General features: G+C 58.8%; 17 protein-coding genes. 12 read left to right on the forward strand and 5 right to left on the reverse strand.

Annotated features, from left to right (window positions below):
- Nucleotides 1–6: 6 nt before the first annotated feature.
- Nucleotides 7–1,701, reverse strand: coding sequence for a lactate permease LctP family transporter (locus OPU96_RS12735; protein WP_192298935.1), 1,695 nt, complete (start codon nucleotides 1,699–1,701; stop codon nucleotides 7–9).
- 261 nt (nucleotides 1,702–1,962) lie between these two features.
- Between OPU96_RS12735 and OPU96_RS12740 the strand changes: the two genes are divergently transcribed.
- Nucleotides 1,963–2,730 carry a GntR family transcriptional regulator gene (locus OPU96_RS12740; RefSeq protein WP_498559162.1) on the forward strand — a complete coding sequence of 256 codons (768 nt, stop codon included), beginning with the start codon at nucleotides 1,963–1,965 and terminating at the stop codon, nucleotides 2,728–2,730.
- Nucleotides 2,731–2,768: 38 nt separating this feature from the next.
- Here the strand turns inward: OPU96_RS12740 and smpB are convergent, their stop codons facing one another.
- Nucleotides 2,769–3,251: an SsrA-binding protein SmpB gene (gene smpB / locus OPU96_RS12745; protein ID WP_192298933.1), complete on the reverse strand. Its 483-nt coding sequence runs from the start codon at nucleotides 3,249–3,251 to the stop codon at nucleotides 2,769–2,771.
- Nucleotides 3,252–3,417: 166 nt separating this feature from the next.
- Here smpB and OPU96_RS12750 point away from each other — a divergent pair, with 166 nt between their 5' ends.
- Together OPU96_RS12750 and OPU96_RS12755 are read left to right on the forward strand one after the other, a co-directional pair.
- Entirely contained in the window at nucleotides 3,418–3,852 is a 435-nt protein-coding gene (locus tag OPU96_RS12750) for a type II toxin-antitoxin system RatA family toxin (RefSeq protein WP_017735533.1), read from the forward strand.
- Nucleotides 3,845–4,147: an RnfH family protein gene (locus OPU96_RS12755; protein ID WP_498559163.1), complete on the forward strand. Its 303-nt coding sequence runs from the start codon at nucleotides 3,845–3,847 to the stop codon at nucleotides 4,145–4,147. Before OPU96_RS12750 ends, OPU96_RS12755 begins: the two co-directional genes overlap by 8 nt.
- Before the next feature lie 61 nt (nucleotides 4,148–4,208).
- On the opposite strand, the gene OPU96_RS12760 is transcribed toward OPU96_RS12755, so the two are convergent.
- Entirely contained in the window at nucleotides 4,209–4,736 is a 528-nt protein-coding gene (locus OPU96_RS12760; RefSeq protein WP_192298931.1) for an outer membrane protein assembly factor BamE, read from the reverse strand.
- Nucleotides 4,737–4,834: 98 nt separating this feature from the next.
- Between OPU96_RS12760 and fur the strand changes: the two genes are divergently transcribed.
- Entirely contained in the window at nucleotides 4,835–5,239 is a 405-nt protein-coding gene (gene fur / locus OPU96_RS12765; protein WP_192299108.1) for a ferric iron uptake transcriptional regulator, read from the forward strand.
- A gap of 86 nt (nucleotides 5,240–5,325) precedes the next feature.
- On the opposite strand, the gene recN is transcribed toward fur, so the two are convergent.
- Nucleotides 5,326–6,999 carry a DNA repair protein RecN gene (recN, locus tag OPU96_RS12770; protein WP_192298930.1) on the reverse strand — a complete coding sequence of 558 codons (1,674 nt, stop codon included), beginning with the start codon at nucleotides 6,997–6,999 and terminating at the stop codon, nucleotides 5,326–5,328.
- Between the two features lie 253 nt (nucleotides 7,000–7,252).
- Here recN and grpE point away from each other — a divergent pair, with 253 nt between their 5' ends.
- The 8 genes from grpE to OPU96_RS12810 all read left to right on the forward strand — a co-directional run bounded on the left by grpE (nucleotide 7,253) and on the right by OPU96_RS12810 (nucleotide 17,720).
- On the forward strand, nucleotides 7,253–7,813 hold the full coding sequence (grpE, locus tag OPU96_RS12775; protein WP_192298929.1) for a nucleotide exchange factor GrpE: 561 nt from the start codon (nucleotides 7,253–7,255) through the stop codon (nucleotides 7,811–7,813).
- Between the two features lie 102 nt (nucleotides 7,814–7,915).
- Entirely contained in the window at nucleotides 7,916–9,832 is a 1,917-nt protein-coding gene (gene dnaK, locus OPU96_RS12780) for a molecular chaperone DnaK (RefSeq protein WP_226455732.1), read from the forward strand.
- Between the two features lie 318 nt (nucleotides 9,833–10,150).
- Nucleotides 10,151–11,275, forward strand: a complete 1,125-nt coding sequence (dnaJ, locus tag OPU96_RS12785; RefSeq protein ID WP_192298927.1) for a molecular chaperone DnaJ — start codon at nucleotides 10,151–10,153, stop codon at nucleotides 11,273–11,275.
- Nucleotides 11,276–11,284: 9 nt separating this feature from the next.
- A complete protein-coding gene (dapB, locus tag OPU96_RS12790; protein WP_192298926.1) occupies nucleotides 11,285–12,091 on the forward strand; it encodes a 4-hydroxy-tetrahydrodipicolinate reductase in 807 nt (268 codons plus the stop codon).
- 259 nt (nucleotides 12,092–12,350) lie between these two features.
- On the forward strand, nucleotides 12,351–13,487 hold the full coding sequence (gene carA / locus OPU96_RS12795; RefSeq protein ID WP_192298925.1) for a glutamine-hydrolyzing carbamoyl-phosphate synthase small subunit: 1,137 nt from the start codon (nucleotides 12,351–12,353) through the stop codon (nucleotides 13,485–13,487).
- Between the two features lie 105 nt (nucleotides 13,488–13,592).
- Nucleotides 13,593–16,814 carry a carbamoyl-phosphate synthase large subunit gene (gene carB, locus OPU96_RS12800; protein WP_192298924.1) on the forward strand — a complete coding sequence of 1,074 codons (3,222 nt, stop codon included), beginning with the start codon at nucleotides 13,593–13,595 and terminating at the stop codon, nucleotides 16,812–16,814.
- Nucleotides 16,811–17,287, forward strand: a complete 477-nt coding sequence (gene greA, locus OPU96_RS12805) for a transcription elongation factor GreA (RefSeq protein WP_003235048.1) — start codon at nucleotides 16,811–16,813, stop codon at nucleotides 17,285–17,287. The genes carB and greA overlap by 4 nt, the downstream gene beginning before the upstream one ends.
- Before the next feature lie 28 nt (nucleotides 17,288–17,315).
- Complete coding sequence (locus OPU96_RS12810) at nucleotides 17,316–17,720, forward strand: MFS transporter (RefSeq protein WP_192298923.1); 405 nt, start codon at nucleotides 17,316–17,318, stop codon at nucleotides 17,718–17,720.
- 9 nt (nucleotides 17,721–17,729) lie between these two features.
- Here the strand turns inward: OPU96_RS12810 and OPU96_RS12815 are convergent, their stop codons facing one another.
- Nucleotides 17,730–18,038 carry a YhbY family RNA-binding protein gene (locus OPU96_RS12815; RefSeq protein ID WP_017139256.1) on the reverse strand — a complete coding sequence of 103 codons (309 nt, stop codon included), beginning with the start codon at nucleotides 18,036–18,038 and terminating at the stop codon, nucleotides 17,730–17,732.
- Between the last annotated feature and the right edge of the window lie 41 nt (nucleotides 18,039–18,079).

An 18,079-nucleotide genomic window follows, 5' to 3' on the forward strand; every position in this document is an offset into this window, starting at 1 on the left:
CAGGTCTTAGTGCACCAGCATACCGGTGAACCAGTAGGCCTGGGCCAGGGTGATCAGGCCGACGATGGTGGCAAAGAACAGGCTGTGCTTGAGCGTGAAGCGGAACAGGTCTGACTCTTTGCCGACCAGGCCGGTGGCGGCGCAGGCCACGGCGATCGATTGCGGCGAGATCATCTTGCCGGTGACGCCGCCGCTGGTGTTTGCCGCGACCAGCAGGGTGTCATTGACGCCGATCTGGTGTGCGGTGGTGGCTTGCAACGAGCTGAACAGAGCGTTGGACGAGGTGTCCGAGCCTGTCAGGAACACGCCCAGCCAGCCGAGAAATGGCGAGAAGAACGGGAATGCCGCGCCCGTGCCGGCCAATACCAACGCCATGGTCGAAGACATGCCGGAGTAGTTGGTGACGAAGGCGAAGGCCAGCACCATGCCGATGGACAGGATCGGCCAGCGCAGTTCGTAGAAGGTCTCTTTCAAAGTGGTAAGACCAGTTTTGATATTGATCTTCAGTACCAGCATCGAGATCAGTGCGGAGAAGAAAATCGCCGTGCCGGTCGCCGAGATCGGGTCCAGCTTGAACACTGCCGGGATCGCGGTCGGATTGGTCACGATGGGGGCGACCTTCACTACCATCTGGTCCAGGTGCGGAATCGCGAAGTTGAAGACCCAGCTGTACATCGAGCCGCCCGCAGCGAACATGGCCTTGAACGGTTTGAGGGTCCAGATGGTCACCAATACGGTGAGGATCAGGAACGGCGACCATGCCTTGAAAATTTCCCCCAGGCTGTAGGGCGATGCAACCGTGGTGCGTGGTTGGCCGAAACCGCCGGCACTGGCGGTGACAGTGGCGCCGGCGGTGGCGCCAGCAATCTGCGCGCCCGCGGTGCGCTTGGGTTGCCAGACCTTCAGGAACAGGGTCAGGGAAATCAGACTGGCCAGGGCCGAGGTGATGTCCGGCAGTTCCGGGCCAATGAAGTTGGATGTGAAGTACTGCGTGATCGCAAAGCTCAAGCCTGCGACCAGTGCCGCGGGCCAGGTTTCGCGAACGCCGCGCAGGCCGTCCATCATGAACACCAGCCAGAACGGTACGAACAGCGACAGTAGCGGCAGTTGGCGACCAGTCATGGCGCCGATTTTGAACGCGTCGATGCCGGTTACCTGGCCTGCCACGATGATCGGGATCCCCAGGGCGCCGAACGCCACGGGTGCGGTGTTGGCAATCAGGCACAGACCGGCCGCGTACAGCGGGTTGAAACCCAGGCCCACCAATAGTGCGGCGGTGATCGCCACGGGCGCGCCGAAACCGGCAGCCCCTTCGAGGAAGGCGCCGAAGCAGAAGCCGATCAGCAGCACTTGCAAGCGCTGGTCGTCGGTGATCGACAGGACCGAACTGCGGATGACCTCGAACTGGCCGCTCTTGACGGTCAGTTTGTAGAGGAATACCGCGGCGACGATGATCCACGCGATCGGCCACAGGCCATAGGCAAAACCGTAACCGGCCGCGGCGAACGCCATGTCCACCGGCATTTGGAAGGCAAAGATCGCCACCAGGATCGAGAGGGCCAGCGTGATGCTGCCGGCTACGTGGCCTTTGAGGCGAAACACGGCCAGGGCCAGGAAGAAGAATACGATGGGAATGACGGCGGCCAGTGCGGACAGGCCGAGGCTGCCGAGCGGGCTGTAGAGCTGTTGCCAAGTTTGCATATGGGGTGGCCCCTAATTGTTGTTGGTCAGGCACTGTTTAGTCGATTTGGATAATTGGTAATACCAATTTACAATCGCTGTTGGCTAGGTTAAAAGCCTTCGGGGGATGTGTCAATTTGCCGCCTGCGAAACTTTCGTCGTAGGAAGTTGGGCGAGGGGATCTGATCGGATAAATCCGAGGCGCTCTGATAGGTGCTGCAAGCGCTGCGATAGGCGAGAATAGAGGGCCCGGCGAGTGGTCGGGATGGTGGAGAGTGAGTTATGGGGTTTGATCAGGTGCGTCAGCGCCGTTTGTCCGACGATATTGTCGAGCAGCTTGAGGGCATGATCCTTGAGGGCACGCTGAAGTCGGGCGAGCGCTTGCCAGCCGAGCGCGCATTGGCGGAGCGGTTTGGCGTGTCGCGACCGTCGTTGCGCGAGGCGATCCAGAAGCTCGCGGCCAAGGGGTTGCTGGTCAGTCGCCAGGGCGGGGGTAACTATGTCGCTGAATCGTTGGGGTCTACGTTCAGTGATCCGCTGTTGCACCTGTTGGAGAACAACCCCGAGGCGCAACGGGATCTGTTGGAGTTTCGCCAGACGCTTGAGGCGTCATGTGCGTATTACGCATCGTTGCGTGCCACCGAGGTTGACCGTGAGCGGCTGACAGTGGCGTTTAATGCGTTGCAGGATTGCTACTCGCGGGTCGATGAGGTCAGTCGGGCGGAGGAGGGGGCGGCGGATGCGAGCTTTCACCTGGCGATCGCCGAGGCCAGTCATAACGCCGTGTTGCTGCACACCATCCGCGGGCTGTTCGATTTGCTCAAGCGCAACGTGGTGACCAATATCGGTGGGATGTATCAGCAGCGTACGGAAACCCGCGACATGCTGATCAGTCAGCACCGGGATTTGTATCTGGCGATTATCGAGGGGCGGGCCGAGGCGGCGCGTGAGGTTTCCACGCGTCATCTGCAGTACGTGCAGGAAGTGTTGGAAGAGGTGCGTCAGGAGGTTCAGCGGGTTGCGCGGGCTGAGCGGCGTAAAGGCATGTAGCCAAGGGTGATGCACCCAAGGCTACATCGCTGCAAGGATTACTCTTCCTTGCCCTTGTTGCGCACGGCGCGGTGCAGCTCGCGATTGGAGTCGCGTTCACGCTCGGTATCGCGCTTGTCGTATTCCTTCTTGCCCTTGCCGAGTGCTATCTCGCATTTGACCAGGTGCTTGCTCCAATACCAGGACAGGCAGACGCAGGCATAGCCTTTCTGCTGTACGGCGGCGGCGAGTTTTTCCAGTTCGCGCGCATTGAGCAACAGTTTGCGCGTGCGCACCGGGTCGGCAATCACGTGGGTGCTCGCGGTGGTCAGCGGGGTGATATGACTGCCCAGCAGCCACGCCTCGCCATCCTTGAGCAGCACGTAGCTGTCGACCAGTTGCAGCTTGTTGGCACGCAGACTTTTTACTTCCCAGCCGGCCAGGACCAGACCAGCCTCGAACCGATGTTCGATGAAGTAATCGTGTCGCGCCTTTTTATTTTGCGCGATGGTCCCTGTGGGGTGTTTCTTTTGTTTAGCCATAGGGGCGGCATTATAGGGAGTTGCGAGCGAGTCGGCTACGGTCAACCTGCGTGCTTGAGCGTGTTGGATGAATCCCGGACAATACGGGCAGTTCTTTGGTTTTTTTCTCTCGCGGATCGGGCTGTTGTTTCGCGATGTTTGCCTCAGCAGTGGAAATAACGCTCACATGACGACGCATATTCAACGTTCGGCCTTGTTGCCTTATCCGGCGCAAGCGCTCTATGACCTGGTCAACGACGTGGCGCGTTACCCGGAATTCCTGCCCTGGTGCTCGGCGGCCGAGGTGCTGGAAAGCAGTGATGAGCATATGGTTGCCAGCGTTGGTGTGGCGAAAGGGGGCATTGGCCAGCACTTTGTTACACGTAACGTGTTGGTGCCCGGGAAATCCATCGAGATGAATCTGCAGGAAGGGCCGTTCACCCAGTTACATGGCGTATGGGTATTCAAGGCGCTGACTGACAAGGCTTGCAAGATCAGCCTGGATCTTTCTTTTGATTACGCGGGGCCGCTTGTTCGCGCGACACTGGGGCCTTTGTTCAACCAGGCGGCCAATACGTTGGTGGACGCGTTTTGTCAGCGAGCCAAGCAACTGCATGGTTGAGATTGAAGTGGTGTATGCCGGCGTGGATCGCCAGGTCTTGCTGGCAGTGGCAGTGGCGCCCGGCACCAGCCTGCGGGCGGCGGTGCAGGTTTCGGGGATTGCGGCGCAATTTCCCGAGCTGAATCTGGCTGATTGTCCCTTGGGAATATTCGGCAAGGTCGTTGCGGATGCAGAGGTGCGCGCCGTACAGGCGGGTGATCGGATTGAGATCTACCGGCCCTTGCTGGCGGACCCTAAGGAGGTGCGTAGGCTGCGTGCAGCCAAGGCGGCCTTGGCCCGGCAACAGAACTCCTGAGCTTGCCAAGCGGCAGGCAACAAAAAGCCCGGCATGCCGGGCTTTTTTGAGCGCCGCACACTTACTGCGGGCTGGTGTCCAGAGGCTGTGGCGTTGGGACTGGAACAGTTTCCACGCCGTCGACGTCTTTCTGGATCTTGTCGAGCAGAGAGCCTGGTTTGGCAGGGACTTCGGACTTCGGCTTCTCGGCTTCCTGCGCTGGCGCAGTCACGTTGGTGCCGTTGTCCTTGCCGAGCAAGGCTTCATCGCGGCTTACGCCAGGCATGAAGTCACCGGACAGGCTCACAAGCTGGTCGTTGCCATTAAAAATGACGCTGACGCGTTCCTGCTGGCGCTCACCGCCACCAGGTTGGATGCTGTAGAGATAATCCCAGCGATCAGCATGGAAAGTGTCGGTCAGCAGGGGATTACCCATGATAAACCGTACTTGCCGTCGGGTCATTCCCGGGCGTAACTGGTCTATCATGTCCTGCGTGACGACATTGCCCTGCTGGATGTCGATTTTGTAAACCCCGGGGAATGAACAACCGGCGAGTGCGAGCAGTCCCACAAAGGTGAAACTGGTTAGCAAGAGCTTGGTGTTTTGCATCGGTGGGCGACTTCCACTATCTTGGCTGGGACAACGTAAACGCCGATCATACCCGTATTAAGAGAAGCTGCGAAGCAGCATCCGCGAGAAAGCTAACCATGGTTGAAAATAGCGAACTACGTAAAGCCGGTCTTAAAGTGACTCTGCCACGAGTCAAGATTCTACAAATGCTCGATTCTGCTGAGCAGCGTCACATGAGTGCTGAAGATGTCTACAAGGCGCTGATGGAGTCTAACGAGGACGTTGGCCTGGCCACGGTTTACCGTGTGCTGACCCAGTTTGAAGCCGCAGGGCTGGTGGTTCGTCATAATTTCGACGGCGGTCATGCGGTATTTGAACTGGCTGACGGTGGTCATCACGATCACATGGTTAACCTGGATACCAACGAGGTTGTCGAGTTCACCAGTCCGGAAATCGAAGCGCTCCAGCACAAAATAGCTGAAGAGCATGGCTTCGATTTGATTGACCATAATCTCGTGTTGTACATCCGTAAGAAAAAGTAAAAATAGCGCAGATTTGTTCTGTGAAACGCACGAAGGCGACCCTGGGGTCGCCTTCGTGCGTTCTATATAAAGGTAAAAGCGTCAGGTCAGGCCTTCGACGCCACTACCATTTTTTTCGCGTGCGCCAAGGACTCCTTGGTCAAGTCGATGCCGCCGAGCATCCGTGCTACTTCTTCCACGCGTTCCGATTTGTTCAGCTTGGACACGGCCGTGTGCGTCGCATCGCTACCGCGGACTTTGTGCACGAACAGGTGTTGATGCCCCTGGGCCGCCACTTGCGGCAGGTGAGTGACGGTAAGTACCTGACCGCGATCTCCCAGTCGGCGTAGCAGTTGGCCCACAATTTCCGCGGTCGGCCCACCAATCCCTACGTCCACTTCATCGAATACCAGCGTTGGCACGCGAGATGTCTGTGCGGTGATGACCTGGATGGCCAGGCTGATCCGGGACAGCTCGCCGCCGGACGCCACTTTTGCCAGTGCCTTGAGCGGCTGCCCAGGGTTGGCGCTGACCAGTAGTTCTACCTGTTCAAGGCCGTGAGGTTGCAGTTCGGCGTTGGAGTTGGCGCGTAGCTCGATGGTGAAGCGTCCGCCTGGCATGCCCAGGCGCTGGATTTCCAGTTCCACTGCGCCGGCGAGGCTGGTGGCGGCCTGTTGGCGCAGGTCGCTTAGTTCGCGGGCCTTCTCTTGATAGTGGCGGGCGAAAGAGGCGAGCTCATCGCCGAGTCGCTCGATGGATTCGTCATTGGCATTCAGGGTTTCGATTTCATCCAGCAGCTTCTGCTGCATCGCTGCCACTTCGGTGGGCTGGATTCGATGTTTGCGCGCCAGGGTATAAATAGTGTCCAGGCGCTCTTCGATTTCCTGCAGTCGTGCCGGGTCGGCGTCGAAATGGTCGAGGAAGCGATTCAGCTCGCCGACGGCTTCTTCCACTTGAATCTGGGCGCTGGTCAGCAGGGTGGTGGCTTCGCAAAGGGAGCCAGAGGCGTTGTTAACGCTGGACAGGCGATTGAGGCTGGCAGTCAGTGCGTTGAGCACATTGCCGGAGTCGCTTTCGCTGCACTGCTCGACCACCTGGCGGCAAATACCCAGCAGGGTTTCGGCGTTGGTCAGGTTTTTGTGTTCCTGCTCAAGCTGTTCCAGTTCGGTCTCGCCCAGGCCCAGGCTTTCGAGTTCTTCGAGTTGGTAGCTGAGTAGCTGGTGGCGAGCACGCTGTTCGTCGCCGGAATTGGAAAGGCGTTCCAGTTCCTGGCGGGTCTGGCGCCAGCGTTGGGCGGCCAGTTGCACTTGTCGCGCAAGGTCGGTGGCGCCGGCGTACTCGTCAAGCAGGCGACGATGGGTGTCGGTTTTCAGCAGGGACTGGTGTTCGTGTTGGCTGTGGATGTCGATCAGTAACTCGCCCAGGGCTTTCAGGTCGCCAAGGGGGCAGGGCGTGCCATTGATATAGCCACGTGAGCGGCCTTCGGCGGTGATGACCCGGCGCAGGATGCATGGGCCGTCATTATTAAGGTCGCGTTCGGCCAGCCAGGCTTCAGCCTCGGGAATGTCTGCCAGGTCGAAGGTCGCGAGGATGTCGGCCTTGTCTGCGCCTGGGCGCACCACGCCGCTATCGGCGCGGTCACCGAGGGTCAGGCCCAGGGCGTCGAGCATGATCGATTTACCGGCGCCGGTTTCGCCCGTGATTACGCTCATCCCGCGATCCAGTTCGAGATCCAGGTGTTCAACGATGGCGTAGTTATGTACAGACAGGTGCACGAGCATGAGGGCGCTCCCAGGCGTTAGGTCTGGTTATTTATACAGTGTTTTGTTCTGGGCTGACAATCCTGATGCTTAGCTCGATTTGCTTGATCGGCTGTTTTTTTTAGCGCGATGAGGAATGATCGTGCAGGAACTGATCCGGAGCACGTGAACGACTTTTGGTAACGCTCTGGCCCTTGAACCTGGAAATTGTGGCCCCATATACCGGAACAGAAGCGCGAGTTGAGTTCGCGCATGATTTTGAAAGGAGAAAACTATGGCTGACGAACAGACGCAGGATACGCAAACTCCAGACGCCAATTCGGCTGTCGGTGATGAGCTGGCAACGCGTGTGCAAGTGCTCGAAGAGCAATTGGCTGCGGCGAATGATCAGGCTCTGCGTGTTGCCGCCGATCTGCAGAACGTCCGCCGCCGTGCCGAGCAGGATGTGGAGAAGGCTCACAAGTTCGCGCTGGAAAAATTCGCTGGCGACCTGCTGCCGATTATCGACAGCCTGGAACGTGGCCTTGATTTGTCCAACCCGGACGATGAAAACATCCGCCCAATGCGCGAAGGGATCGAGCTGACCCTGAAAATGTTCCAGGACACCCTGAAGCGTTATCAGTTGGAGGCGATTGATCCGCAAGGCGGCGAGCCGTTCAACGCTGAGCATCACCAGGCCATGGCCATGCAGGAAAGCCATGACCTTGAACCGAACAGCGTGTTGAAAGTGTTCCAGAAGGGTTATCTGCTCAACGGTCGCTTGTTGCGCCCGGCAATGGTGGTGGTAAGCAAGACGCCGGCACCTGTTGCACCTTCTATTGATGAGCAGGCTTGAAATCCGCCGCAAGGCCCCCATCTATAAGTCAAGCGTTTAAGTGCTACCGCAGTTAGCCACCACTGCTGCGGCAACCAAATTCAAGTTTCGGGAGAGTAAATCATGGGCAAAATTATCGGTATCGACCTGGGGACCACCAACTCGTGTGTCTCCGTTCTGGAAAACGGTAAAGCTAAAGTTATCGAAAACGCCGAAGGCGCGCGTACCACGCCGTCGATCATTGCTTACGCCAATGACGGTGAAATTCTTGTAGGTCAGTCGGCCAAGCGCCAGGCTGTCACCAACCCGCACAACACTCTGTACGCGGTAAAGCGTCTGATCGGTCGTAAGTTCGACGAAGAAGTCGTGCAGAAAGACATCAAGATGGTTCCGTACAAAATCGCCAAGGCTGACAACGGTGACGCCTGGGTTGAAGTAAACGGCAACAAGATGTCTGCACCGCAGATCTCGGCTGAAGTCTTGAAAAAGATGAAGAAAACCGCCGAAGACTACCTCGGCGAGCCAGTGACTGAAGCGGTCATCACCGTTCCGGCCTACTTCAACGACAGCCAGCGTCAGGCAACCAAAGACGCCGGCCGTATCGCGGGCCTGGACGTAAAACGTATCATCAACGAACCTACTGCGGCCGCTCTGGCTTACGGTATGGACAAGGCCAAAGGCGACCACACCGTGATCGTTTATGACCTGGGTGGTGGTACTTTCGACGTCTCCGTGATCGAGATCGCTGAAGTTGACGGCGAGCACCAGTTCGAAGTGTTGGCCACCAACGGCGACACCTTCCTGGGTGGTGAGGACTTTGACATTCGCCTGATCGACTACCTCGTCGACGAATTCAAGAAAGAAAGCGGCATGAACCTCAAGGGTGATCCGCTGGCGATGCAGCGTCTGAAAGAAGCTGCTGAAAAAGCCAAGATCGAACTGTCGTCCAGCAATGCGACCGACGTGAACCTGCCGTACATCACTGCAGACGCCACCGGTCCTAAACACTTGAACGTGAAGATTTCTCGCGCCAAGTTGGAATCGCTGGTCGAAGACCTGGTTCAGCGCACCATCGAGCCTTGCCGCATTGCATTGAAAGATGCCGGTATCGACGTTGGTTCCATCAACGACGTGATCCTGGTCGGCGGCCAGACTCGCATGCCGCTGGTACAGCAAAAAGTAACCGAGTTCTTCGGTAAAGAAGCACGTAAAGACGTTAACCCGGACGAAGCGGTTGCCATGGGTGCTGCTATCCAGGGCGCGGTATTGGCCGGCGACGTGAAAGACGTGTTGCTGCTGGACGTCAGCCCGCTGACCCTGGGTATTGAAACCATGGGTGGCGTGATGACTGCGCTGATCGAGAAAAACACCACGATTCCTACCAAGAAATCGCAAGTGTTCTCGACTGCCGATGACAACCAGGGCGCTGTGACCATTCACGTGCTGCAAGGTGAGCGTAAGCAGGCTGCGCAGAACAAGTCCCTGGGCAAGTTCGACCTGGCCGAGATTCCACCAGCACCACGTGGCGTGCCACAAATCGAAGTGACCTTCGACATCGACGCCAACGGCATCCTGCACGTTGGTGCGAAAGACAAGGCTACCGGCAAAGAGCAGAAGATCACGATCAAGGCCAACTCCGGTCTGTCTGATGAAGAAATTCAACAGATGATTCGTGATGCTGAAGCCAACGCTGACGCGGACGCCAAGTTTGCAGAGCTGGCCGCTGCCCGTAACCAGGGTGATGCATTGGTTCACTCGACGCGCAAAATGGTCGTTGATGCTGGCGACAAAGTGACTGCCGAAGAGAAGACCGCGATCGAAGCTGCCGTGGTTGCCCTGGAAGCCGCCATCAAGGGCGACGACAAGGCTGCCATCGATGCCAAGGTTGAGGAGCTGTCGAAAGTCTCCGCGCCGGTTGCTCAGAAGATGTACGCCGAACAACAGGCTCAGCCTGAGGGCGGCGCGCAACAGGCAGAGCCTGAAGCCAAGCACGACGACGTGGTTGATGCTGAGTTCGAAGAAGTCAAAGAGCAGAAGTAAGTTGCTCGTCCGGTTGACCGCTATCAAGCGGTGACTGGTAGGATGTCGCCGCGCGGGAGCTTGCTCCCGCGTTGGCGTGTCTGGGGTATGGGAATTTTTACAGCATGCGACATCGCTCGGATGCTGGCGGTGTGATCGGGAATGCTCCTGCTTTCCGAGCAGTAAATACCGCATTTTTGGCCAGGTCCCTGGCTAAAAGTAGTTATGACCAGGATCGTTGAATTGACGTGAGTTGGGTCCGGGCCTGTATTGGGGCTCAACGAGTTTGGCAAGGCTCAGGAGGGTCTGGCTGAACGTCCTACAAGAGTGCAAAGACTTATGGCAAAGCGTGACTATTACGAAGTGTTGGGTGTGGAGCGCGGCTCCAGCGATGCGGACCTGAAGAAGGCCTACCGTCGCCTGGCGATGAAGCACCACCCGGACCGTAATCCGGATAGCAAAGAATCCGAAGAGATGTTCAAAGAGGCCAACGAGGCCTACGAGTGCTTGTCTGATCCCAATAAGCGTGCGGCCTACGACCAGTATGGCCATGCCGGCGTCGACCCGAGCATGGGTGGCGGTGGTGCCGGGTTTGGTGGTCAGAATTTCTCCGATATTTTCGGCGATGTGTTCAGTGATTTCTTCGGCGGTGGTCGTGGCGGTCAGCGTGGCGGGGCCCAGCGTGGCAGCGACTTGCGCTACACCCTCGAGCTGAACCTGGAAGAGGCCGTGCGCGGCACCAGCGTCAACATTCGTGTGCCGACACTGGTTAACTGCAAGCCGTGCGACGGCTCGGGTGCCAAGAAAGGCTCCTCGCCGATCACTTGCCCGACGTGCGGTGGTATTGGTCAGGTCCGCATGCAGCAGGGCTTCTTCTCGGTGCAGCAGACCTGCCCGCGTTGCCATGGCCAGGGCAAGATCATTTCCGACCCGTGCGATTCATGCCACGGCGAAGGGCGTGTCGAAGAGTACAAGACGCTGTCGGTGAAAGTGCCGGCGGGCGTGGATACTGGTGATCGCATCCGCCTGTCGGGTGAGGGCGAAGCGGGCACTCAGGGCGGGCCAACGGGCGACCTGTACGTGGTGATCAATGTGCGCGAGCACTCGATCTTCCAGCGTGACGGCAAGCACCTGTTCTGCGAAGTGCCGATCAGCTTTGTGGATGCGGCGCTGGGTGGCGAGCTGGAGATTCCGACGCTGGATGGTCGGGTCAAGCTGAAGATCCCTGAGGGGACTCAGACCGGCAAGCAGTTCCGTATCCGTGGCAAAGGCGTTGCGCCGGTGCGCGGTGGCGGTGCTGGCGACCTGATGTGCCGTGTGGCGGTTGAAACGCCTGTCAATCTGAATCGTCGTCAGCGCGAGTTGCTTGAAGAGTTCCGCAGTTCGCTGGAAGGTGATGACTCCCATTCGCCGAAAACCACAGGCTTTTTCGATGGCGTGAAGCGCTTCTTCGGCGACCTGTAAGGAATGAATATGCGACGTATAGCCGTAATGGGCGCTGCCGGGCGCATGGGCAAGACGCTGATCGAGGCGGTGCAGCAGCGCTCGCCGGTTTCCGGGCTGACGGCGGCGATCGTTCGCCCCGGCAGCACGTTGATCGGTGCGGACGCCGGTGAGTTGGCCTCGTTGGGTCGGATCGGCGTTTCGCTGTCGGGCAGCCTGGAGCAGGTGGCGGATGAATTTGACGTCCTGATCGACTTCACCCTGCCGGACGTGATGCTGAAGAACCTGGCGTTCTGCCGCAAGGCGGGCAAGGCCATGGTCATCGGTACTACGGGCTTGAGCGCTGAGCAGAAGCAGGTGCTGGTGGAGGCGGGCAAGGAGATTCCTGTCGTGTTCGCGGCCAATTTCAGTGTCGGCGTGAATCTGTCGCTCAAGTTGCTGGATCTGGCGGCGCGGGTGCTGGGAGATGAGGCGGACATCGAGATTATCGAAACCCATCACCGTCATAAGATCGATGCGCCCTCGGGCACTGCGCTGCGCATGGGTGAGGCAATTGCCGATGCGTTGGGTCGTGATCTGTCGAAGGTTGCGGTGTACGGTCGTGAAGGCCATACCGGGGCGCGTGCGCGTGACACCATCGGCTTTGCGACCGTGCGCGGTGGCGATGTGGTCGGTGATCACACGGTGCTGTTCGCCACCGAAGGCGAGCGTCTGGAGATTACGCACAAGGCATCCAGCCGCATGACCTTTGCCAAGGGTGCGGTGCGTGCTGCGCTCTGGTTGGACGGCCGTGAGCCGGGTCTGTATGACATGCGTGATGTGCTGGATCTGCACTAATCAGTAGCTAAAACGGGGTGTCAGGATTATCCTGAGGCCCCGTTTTTACCCGCTAAGCGACGTCCTGTCGCATTCCCCTGCCTTTTAGGCTCATTAGCGGTGGACCCAAAAAGCCTTTTTCTGTAAGCTACAGCTTTAGTGTGTCCACTAAAAGCGCGCAGAATAATTCAGTGAAGAAGCGGGGTGACGTGTCCATACGTCACTCCGCTTTTTTACAACCTGCGATCGCCCTTTCAGGCTTTATTTACGGGAGGTCTTCTTGACTAAGCCAGCCATACTCGCCCTTGCTGATGGCAGCATTTTTCGCGGCGAAGCCATTGGAGCCGACGGTCAGACCGTTGGAGAGGTGGTGTTTAACACCGCCATGACCGGCTATCAGGAAATCCTTACCGATCCTTCCTACGCCCAACAGATCGTTACCCTGACCTATCCACACATCGGCAACACCGGTACTACACCGGAAGACGTCGAGTCTGATCGTGTCTGGTCGGCTGGTCTGGTGATTCGTGACCTGCCACTGGTTGCGAGCAACTGGCGTAACACGATGTCGCTGTCCGATTACCTGAAAGCCAACAATGTTGTGGCGATCGCCGGTATCGATACGCGCCGCCTGACACGCATCCTGCGTGAAAAAGGCTCGCAGAACGGCTGCATCATGGTCGGTGACAATATTTCCGAAGCTGCTGCAATTGCTGCTGCGCAGGGTTTCCCTGGCCTGAAAGGCATGGACCTGGCAAAAGTGGTCAGCACCAAGGAATCGTATGAGTGGCGCTCCACTGTCTGGGAATTGAAGACCGACAGTCACGCGACCATCGAGGCCGCCGAGCTGCCTTACCACGTTGTGGCCTACGACTACGGCGTCAAGTACAACATCCTGCGCATGCTGGTCGAGCGCGGCTGCCGCGTGACCGTGGTGCCGGCGCAAACCCCGGCCAGCGATGTCCTGGCCCTGCAACCGGACGGCGTGTTCCTGTCCAACGGCCCGGGCGACCCTGAGCCGTGCGACTACGCCATCCAGGCGATCAAGGACGTGCTGGAAACCGAGATCCCGGTGTTCGGCATCTGCCTCGGTCACCAACTGCTGGCCCTGGCCTCCGGCGCCAAGACCCTGAAAATGGGGCACGGCCACCACGGCGCCAACCACCCTGTGCAGGACTTGGACACTGGCGTCGTCATGATCACCAGCCAGAACCACGGTTTTGCGGTGGATGAAGCGACTTTGCCGGGCAATGTCCGCGCCATTCACAAGTCGCTGTTCGACGGCTCCCTGCAAGGCATCGAGCGCACCGACAAGAGCGCGTTCAGCTTCCAGGGCCACCCGGAAGCGAGCCCGGGCCCGAACGACGTAGCGCCGCTGTTCGACCGTTTCATCAATGAGATGGCCAAGCGACGCTGACTGAGCGGCCTGCGGGCGGCCCCGTACCTCGGTGGCCCCCGCAGGCTCTTCAAAGATTGTTCAAGACGGCTTGCCGACTGACCTGCGGATTTGAGTGACAAACCCATGCCAAAACGTACAGACATAAAAAGCATCCTGATTCTTGGCGCTGGCCCGATCGTTATCGGCCAGGCCTGCGAATTCGACTACTCCGGCGCCCAGGCCTGCAAAGCCCTGCGCGAAGAGGGCTACCGCGTCATCCTGGTGAACTCCAACCCGGCCACCATCATGACCGACCCGGACATGGCCGACGCCACCTACATCGAGCCGATCAAGTGGCAAACCGTTGCCAAGATCATCGAGAAAGAGCGTCCGGACGCACTGTTGCCAACCATGGGTGGCCAGACTGCCCTGAACTGCGCCCTGGACCTGGAGCGCGAAGGCGTCCTGGAAAAGTTCGGCGTAGAGATGATCGGTGCCAACGCCGACACCATCGACAAGGCTGAAGACCGTTCGCGTTTCGACAAGGCGATGAAATCCATCGGCCTGGCGTGCCCGCGTTCCGGTATCGCCCACAGCATGGAAGAGGCCAACGCGGTCCTCGAGACCCTGGGCTTCCCGTGCATCATCCGTCCGTCCTTCACCATGGGCGGCACGGGTGGCGGTATCGCTTACAACCGTGAAGAATTCGAAGAAATCTGCGCCCGCGGCCTGGACCTGTCGCCGACCAAAGAGCTGCTGATCGACGAATCCCTGATCGGTTGGAAAGAATATGAGATGGAGGTTGTCCGCGATAAGAAGGACAACTGCATCATCGTCTGCTCCATCGAAAACTTTGACCCGATGGGCGTGCACACCGGTGACTCGATCACCGTGGCTCCAGCGCAGACCCTGACCGACAAGGAATACCAGATCCTGCGTAACGCCTCCCTGGCGGTACTGCGCGAGATCGGCGTGGAAACCGGCGGTTCCAACGTTCAGTTCGGCATCTGCCCGAACACCGGCCGCATGGTCGTGATCGAAATGAACCCGCGTGTATCCCGCTCTTCGGCTCTGGCCTCGAAAGCCACCGGCTTCCCGATTGCCAAGGTCGCGGCCAAGCTGGCGGTGGGTTACACCCTGGATGAGCTGTCGAACGACATCACCGGCGGCAAGACTCCGGCGTCCTTCGAGCCGTCCATCGACTACGTCGTGACCAAGCTGCCACGTTTCGCCTTCGAGAAGTTCGCCAAGGCTGACGCGCGCCTGACCACCCAGATGAAATCCGTGGGTGAAGTCATGGCCATCGGCCGTACGTTCCAGGAATCCTTGCAGAAAGCCCTGCGCGGCCTGGAAGTGGGCGTTTGTGGCCTGGACGAGAAGCTCGACCTGAGCAACCCGGAAAGCATGAGCGTGCTCAAGCGCGAGCTGACCGTGCCGGGCGCCGAGCGTATCTGGTACGTGGCTGATGCCTTCCGTGCCGGCCTGTCCGTCGAAGACATCTTCGGCATGAACATGATCGACCCGTGGTTCCTGGTGCAGATCGAAGATCTGATCAAGGAAGAAGAGAAGGTCAAGACCCTGGGTCTGGCCAGCATCGACCGCGACATGATGTTCCGCCTCAAGCGCAAAGGTTTCTCCGACCAGCGTCTGGCCAAGCTGCTGGGAGTTACCGAGAAAAACCTGCGGACCCATCGCCACAAGCTGGAGATCTTCCCGGTCTACAAGCGCGTTGACACCTGCGCTGCCGAGTTCTCCACCGATACCGCGTACCTGTACTCCACCTACGAGGAAGAGTGCGAAGCGGCGCCGTCGGGTCGCGACAAGATCATGATCCTGGGCGGCGGTCCAAACCGTATCGGCCAAGGCATCGAGTTCGACTACTGCTGCGTACACGCCGCTCTGGCCCTGCGCGCAGACGGGTACGAGACCATCATGGTCAACTGCAACCCGGAAACTGTGTCCACCGACTACGACACTTCTGATCGCCTGTACTTCGAACCAGTGACCCTGGAAGACGTGCTGGAAATCGTACGCGTCGAGAAGCCCAAAGGCGTGATCGTCCAGTACGGCGGCCAAACCCCGCTGAAACTGGCTCGCGCCCTTGAAGCGGCTGGCGTGCCGATCATCGGTACCAGCCCTGACGCCATCGACCGTGCCGAAGACCGTGAGCGCTTCCAGCAAATGGTTGAGCGCCTGAACCTGCGTCAGCCGCCAAACGCCACTGTGCGCAGCGAAGACGAGGCCATCCGTGCAGCCAGCAAGATCGGCTACCCGCTGGTGGTGCGTCCGTCCTACGTGCTGGGCGGTCGGGCGATGGAAATCGTCTACGAAGAAGAAGAGCTCAAGCGTTACCTGCGTGACGCCGTGAAAGTGTCCAATGACAGCCCGGTGCTGCTGGACCACTTCCTCAACTGCGCCATCGAAATGGACGTGGACGCTGTCTGCGACGGCACCGACGTGGTGATCGGCGCGATCATGCAGCACATCGAACAGGCTGGCGTTCACTCCGGTGACTCCGCGTGCTCGCTGCCGCCGTACTCGCTGCCGGTGCACATCCAGGACGAGATGCGCGAACAGGTCAAGAAAATGGCCCTGGAGCTGGGTGTGGTCGGCCTGATGAACGTACAGTTGGCGCTGCAAGGCGAAGACATCTACGTTATTGAAGTCAACCCGCGCGCTTCGCGTACCGTGCCGTTTGTTTCCAAATGCATCGGTGTTTCCCTGGCCATGATCGCTGCCCGTGTGATGGCTGGTAAGACCCTGAAGGAAATCGGCTTCACCAAGGAAATCATCCCGAACTTCTACAGCGTGAAAGAGGCGGTGTTCCCATTCGCCAAATTCCCTGGTGTGGACCCGATCCTGGGCCCTGAAATGAAGTCCACTGGTGAAGTGATGGGCGTGGGCGATACCTTCGGTGAAGCATTCGCCAAGGCCCAGATGGGCGCCAGCGAAGTGCTGCCGACCGGCGGTACTGCGTTCATCAGCGTGCGTGATGACGACAAGCCACTGGTTGCAGGCGTTGCCCGTGATCTGATCAACTTGGGCTTCGAAGTCGTGGCCACTGCCGGGACCGCCAAGCTGATCGAGGCTGCCGGTCTGAAAGTGCGTCGCGTGAACAAGGTGACGGAAGGCCGTCCGCACGTGGTCGACATGATCAAGAACGACGAAGTCACCTTGATCATCAACACCACTGAAGGTCGCCAGTCGATCGCGGATTCCTACTCCATTCGTCGTAACGCCTTGCAGCACAAGATCTACTGCACCACCACCATTGCTGCTGGCGAAGCTATCTGCGAAGCGCTCAAGTTCGGTCCGGAAAAGACCGTGCGTCGCTTGCAGGATCTACACGCAGGATTGAAGGCATGACCAAATACCCAATGACCGTCCAGGGCTTCAAGGCCCTGGAAGAGGAACACGCCCATCTGACCAAGGTCGTCCGTCCAAAGCTGAGCCAGGACATCGGTACGGCCCGCGAGCTGGGTGACTTGAAGGAAAACGCTGAATACCACGCTGCTCGCGAGCAGCAGGGTATGGTTGAGGCGCGGATCCGTGACATCGAAGGCCGCCTGCAGAACTCGGTGGTGATCGACGTGACGACCATTCCGAAGACCGGCAAGGTGATTTTCGGCACGACCGTGGAAATCGCCAATGTCGAGACTGACGAAAGTGTGGTCTACCACATCGTTGGCGAGGACGAAGCTGACTTCAAGCTCGGCAAGATCTCCGTCGGTTCACCGCTGGCCCGCGCCTTGATTGCCAAGGAAGAGGGGGATGTGGTGGCCGTCAAGACGCCGGGTGGCGTGATCGAGTACGAGATTGTTGAAGTTCGTCACGTCTGAAAGGCGGCGCCCGCTCCGTGCGGGCGCCATGCTTTGGCAGCTCTCCCAGATGCTTTGGGTGGGTGGCCTGTGGTTGTTGCACATTGGTGTTTTACCGGCGCTGGGCCTGATAGGCCTGGCACCGTTGCTGATCGATGAGATCGACGGATTACTGAGTGCGCTGCTGGTGGGTTTTGCGGCGGCGTGCGTGACACTCCAGGCGTTGGTGCTGGTCAAGGCCGAAGGCTGGGGGAGTTTGTGGCGGGATATTCGCGGCCAACTGCTGTTGATGGCGCTGTATGCGTGTGCAATGTTTTGCATCGTGCATGTGTGGCTGCCGGAAGCGTTGCGCTGGCAGTTGTTCAGCTATCTTGTGCTAGGGTTCTCTGGCTTGGTCCTGGTTGTGCAACCTGCACCGGGATGGAGCGGCAGGGCGCGCGAAGCACGCCCGTGACCCTTTGAATCATTTGAAGCGATGAACGTTCGACAGCTGCTTGTTGACGCTGAAGTTCTTGCGATACAGCAGCGCCATCTTGCCGATGACCTGAACCAGGTCGGCCTTGCCCACCTTGCACAGTTCTGCAATGGCGGCCAGGCGCGCTTCGCGGTCAAGGATGTTGACCTTGATCTTGATCAGTTCGTGATCGCCCAATGCGCGTTCAAGTTCGGCTAACACACCTTCAGTCAAACCGTTGTCTGCCACAATCAGAACTGGTTTCAGATGGTGGCCAATGGATTTGTACTGTTTCTTCTGCTCTTGAGTGAGCGGCATAATCTGACCCCTGCGTCTGATCTTGTAAAAAGCGGCGGCCA

This window comes from Pseudomonas sp. RP-B7, assembly GCF_059803535.1.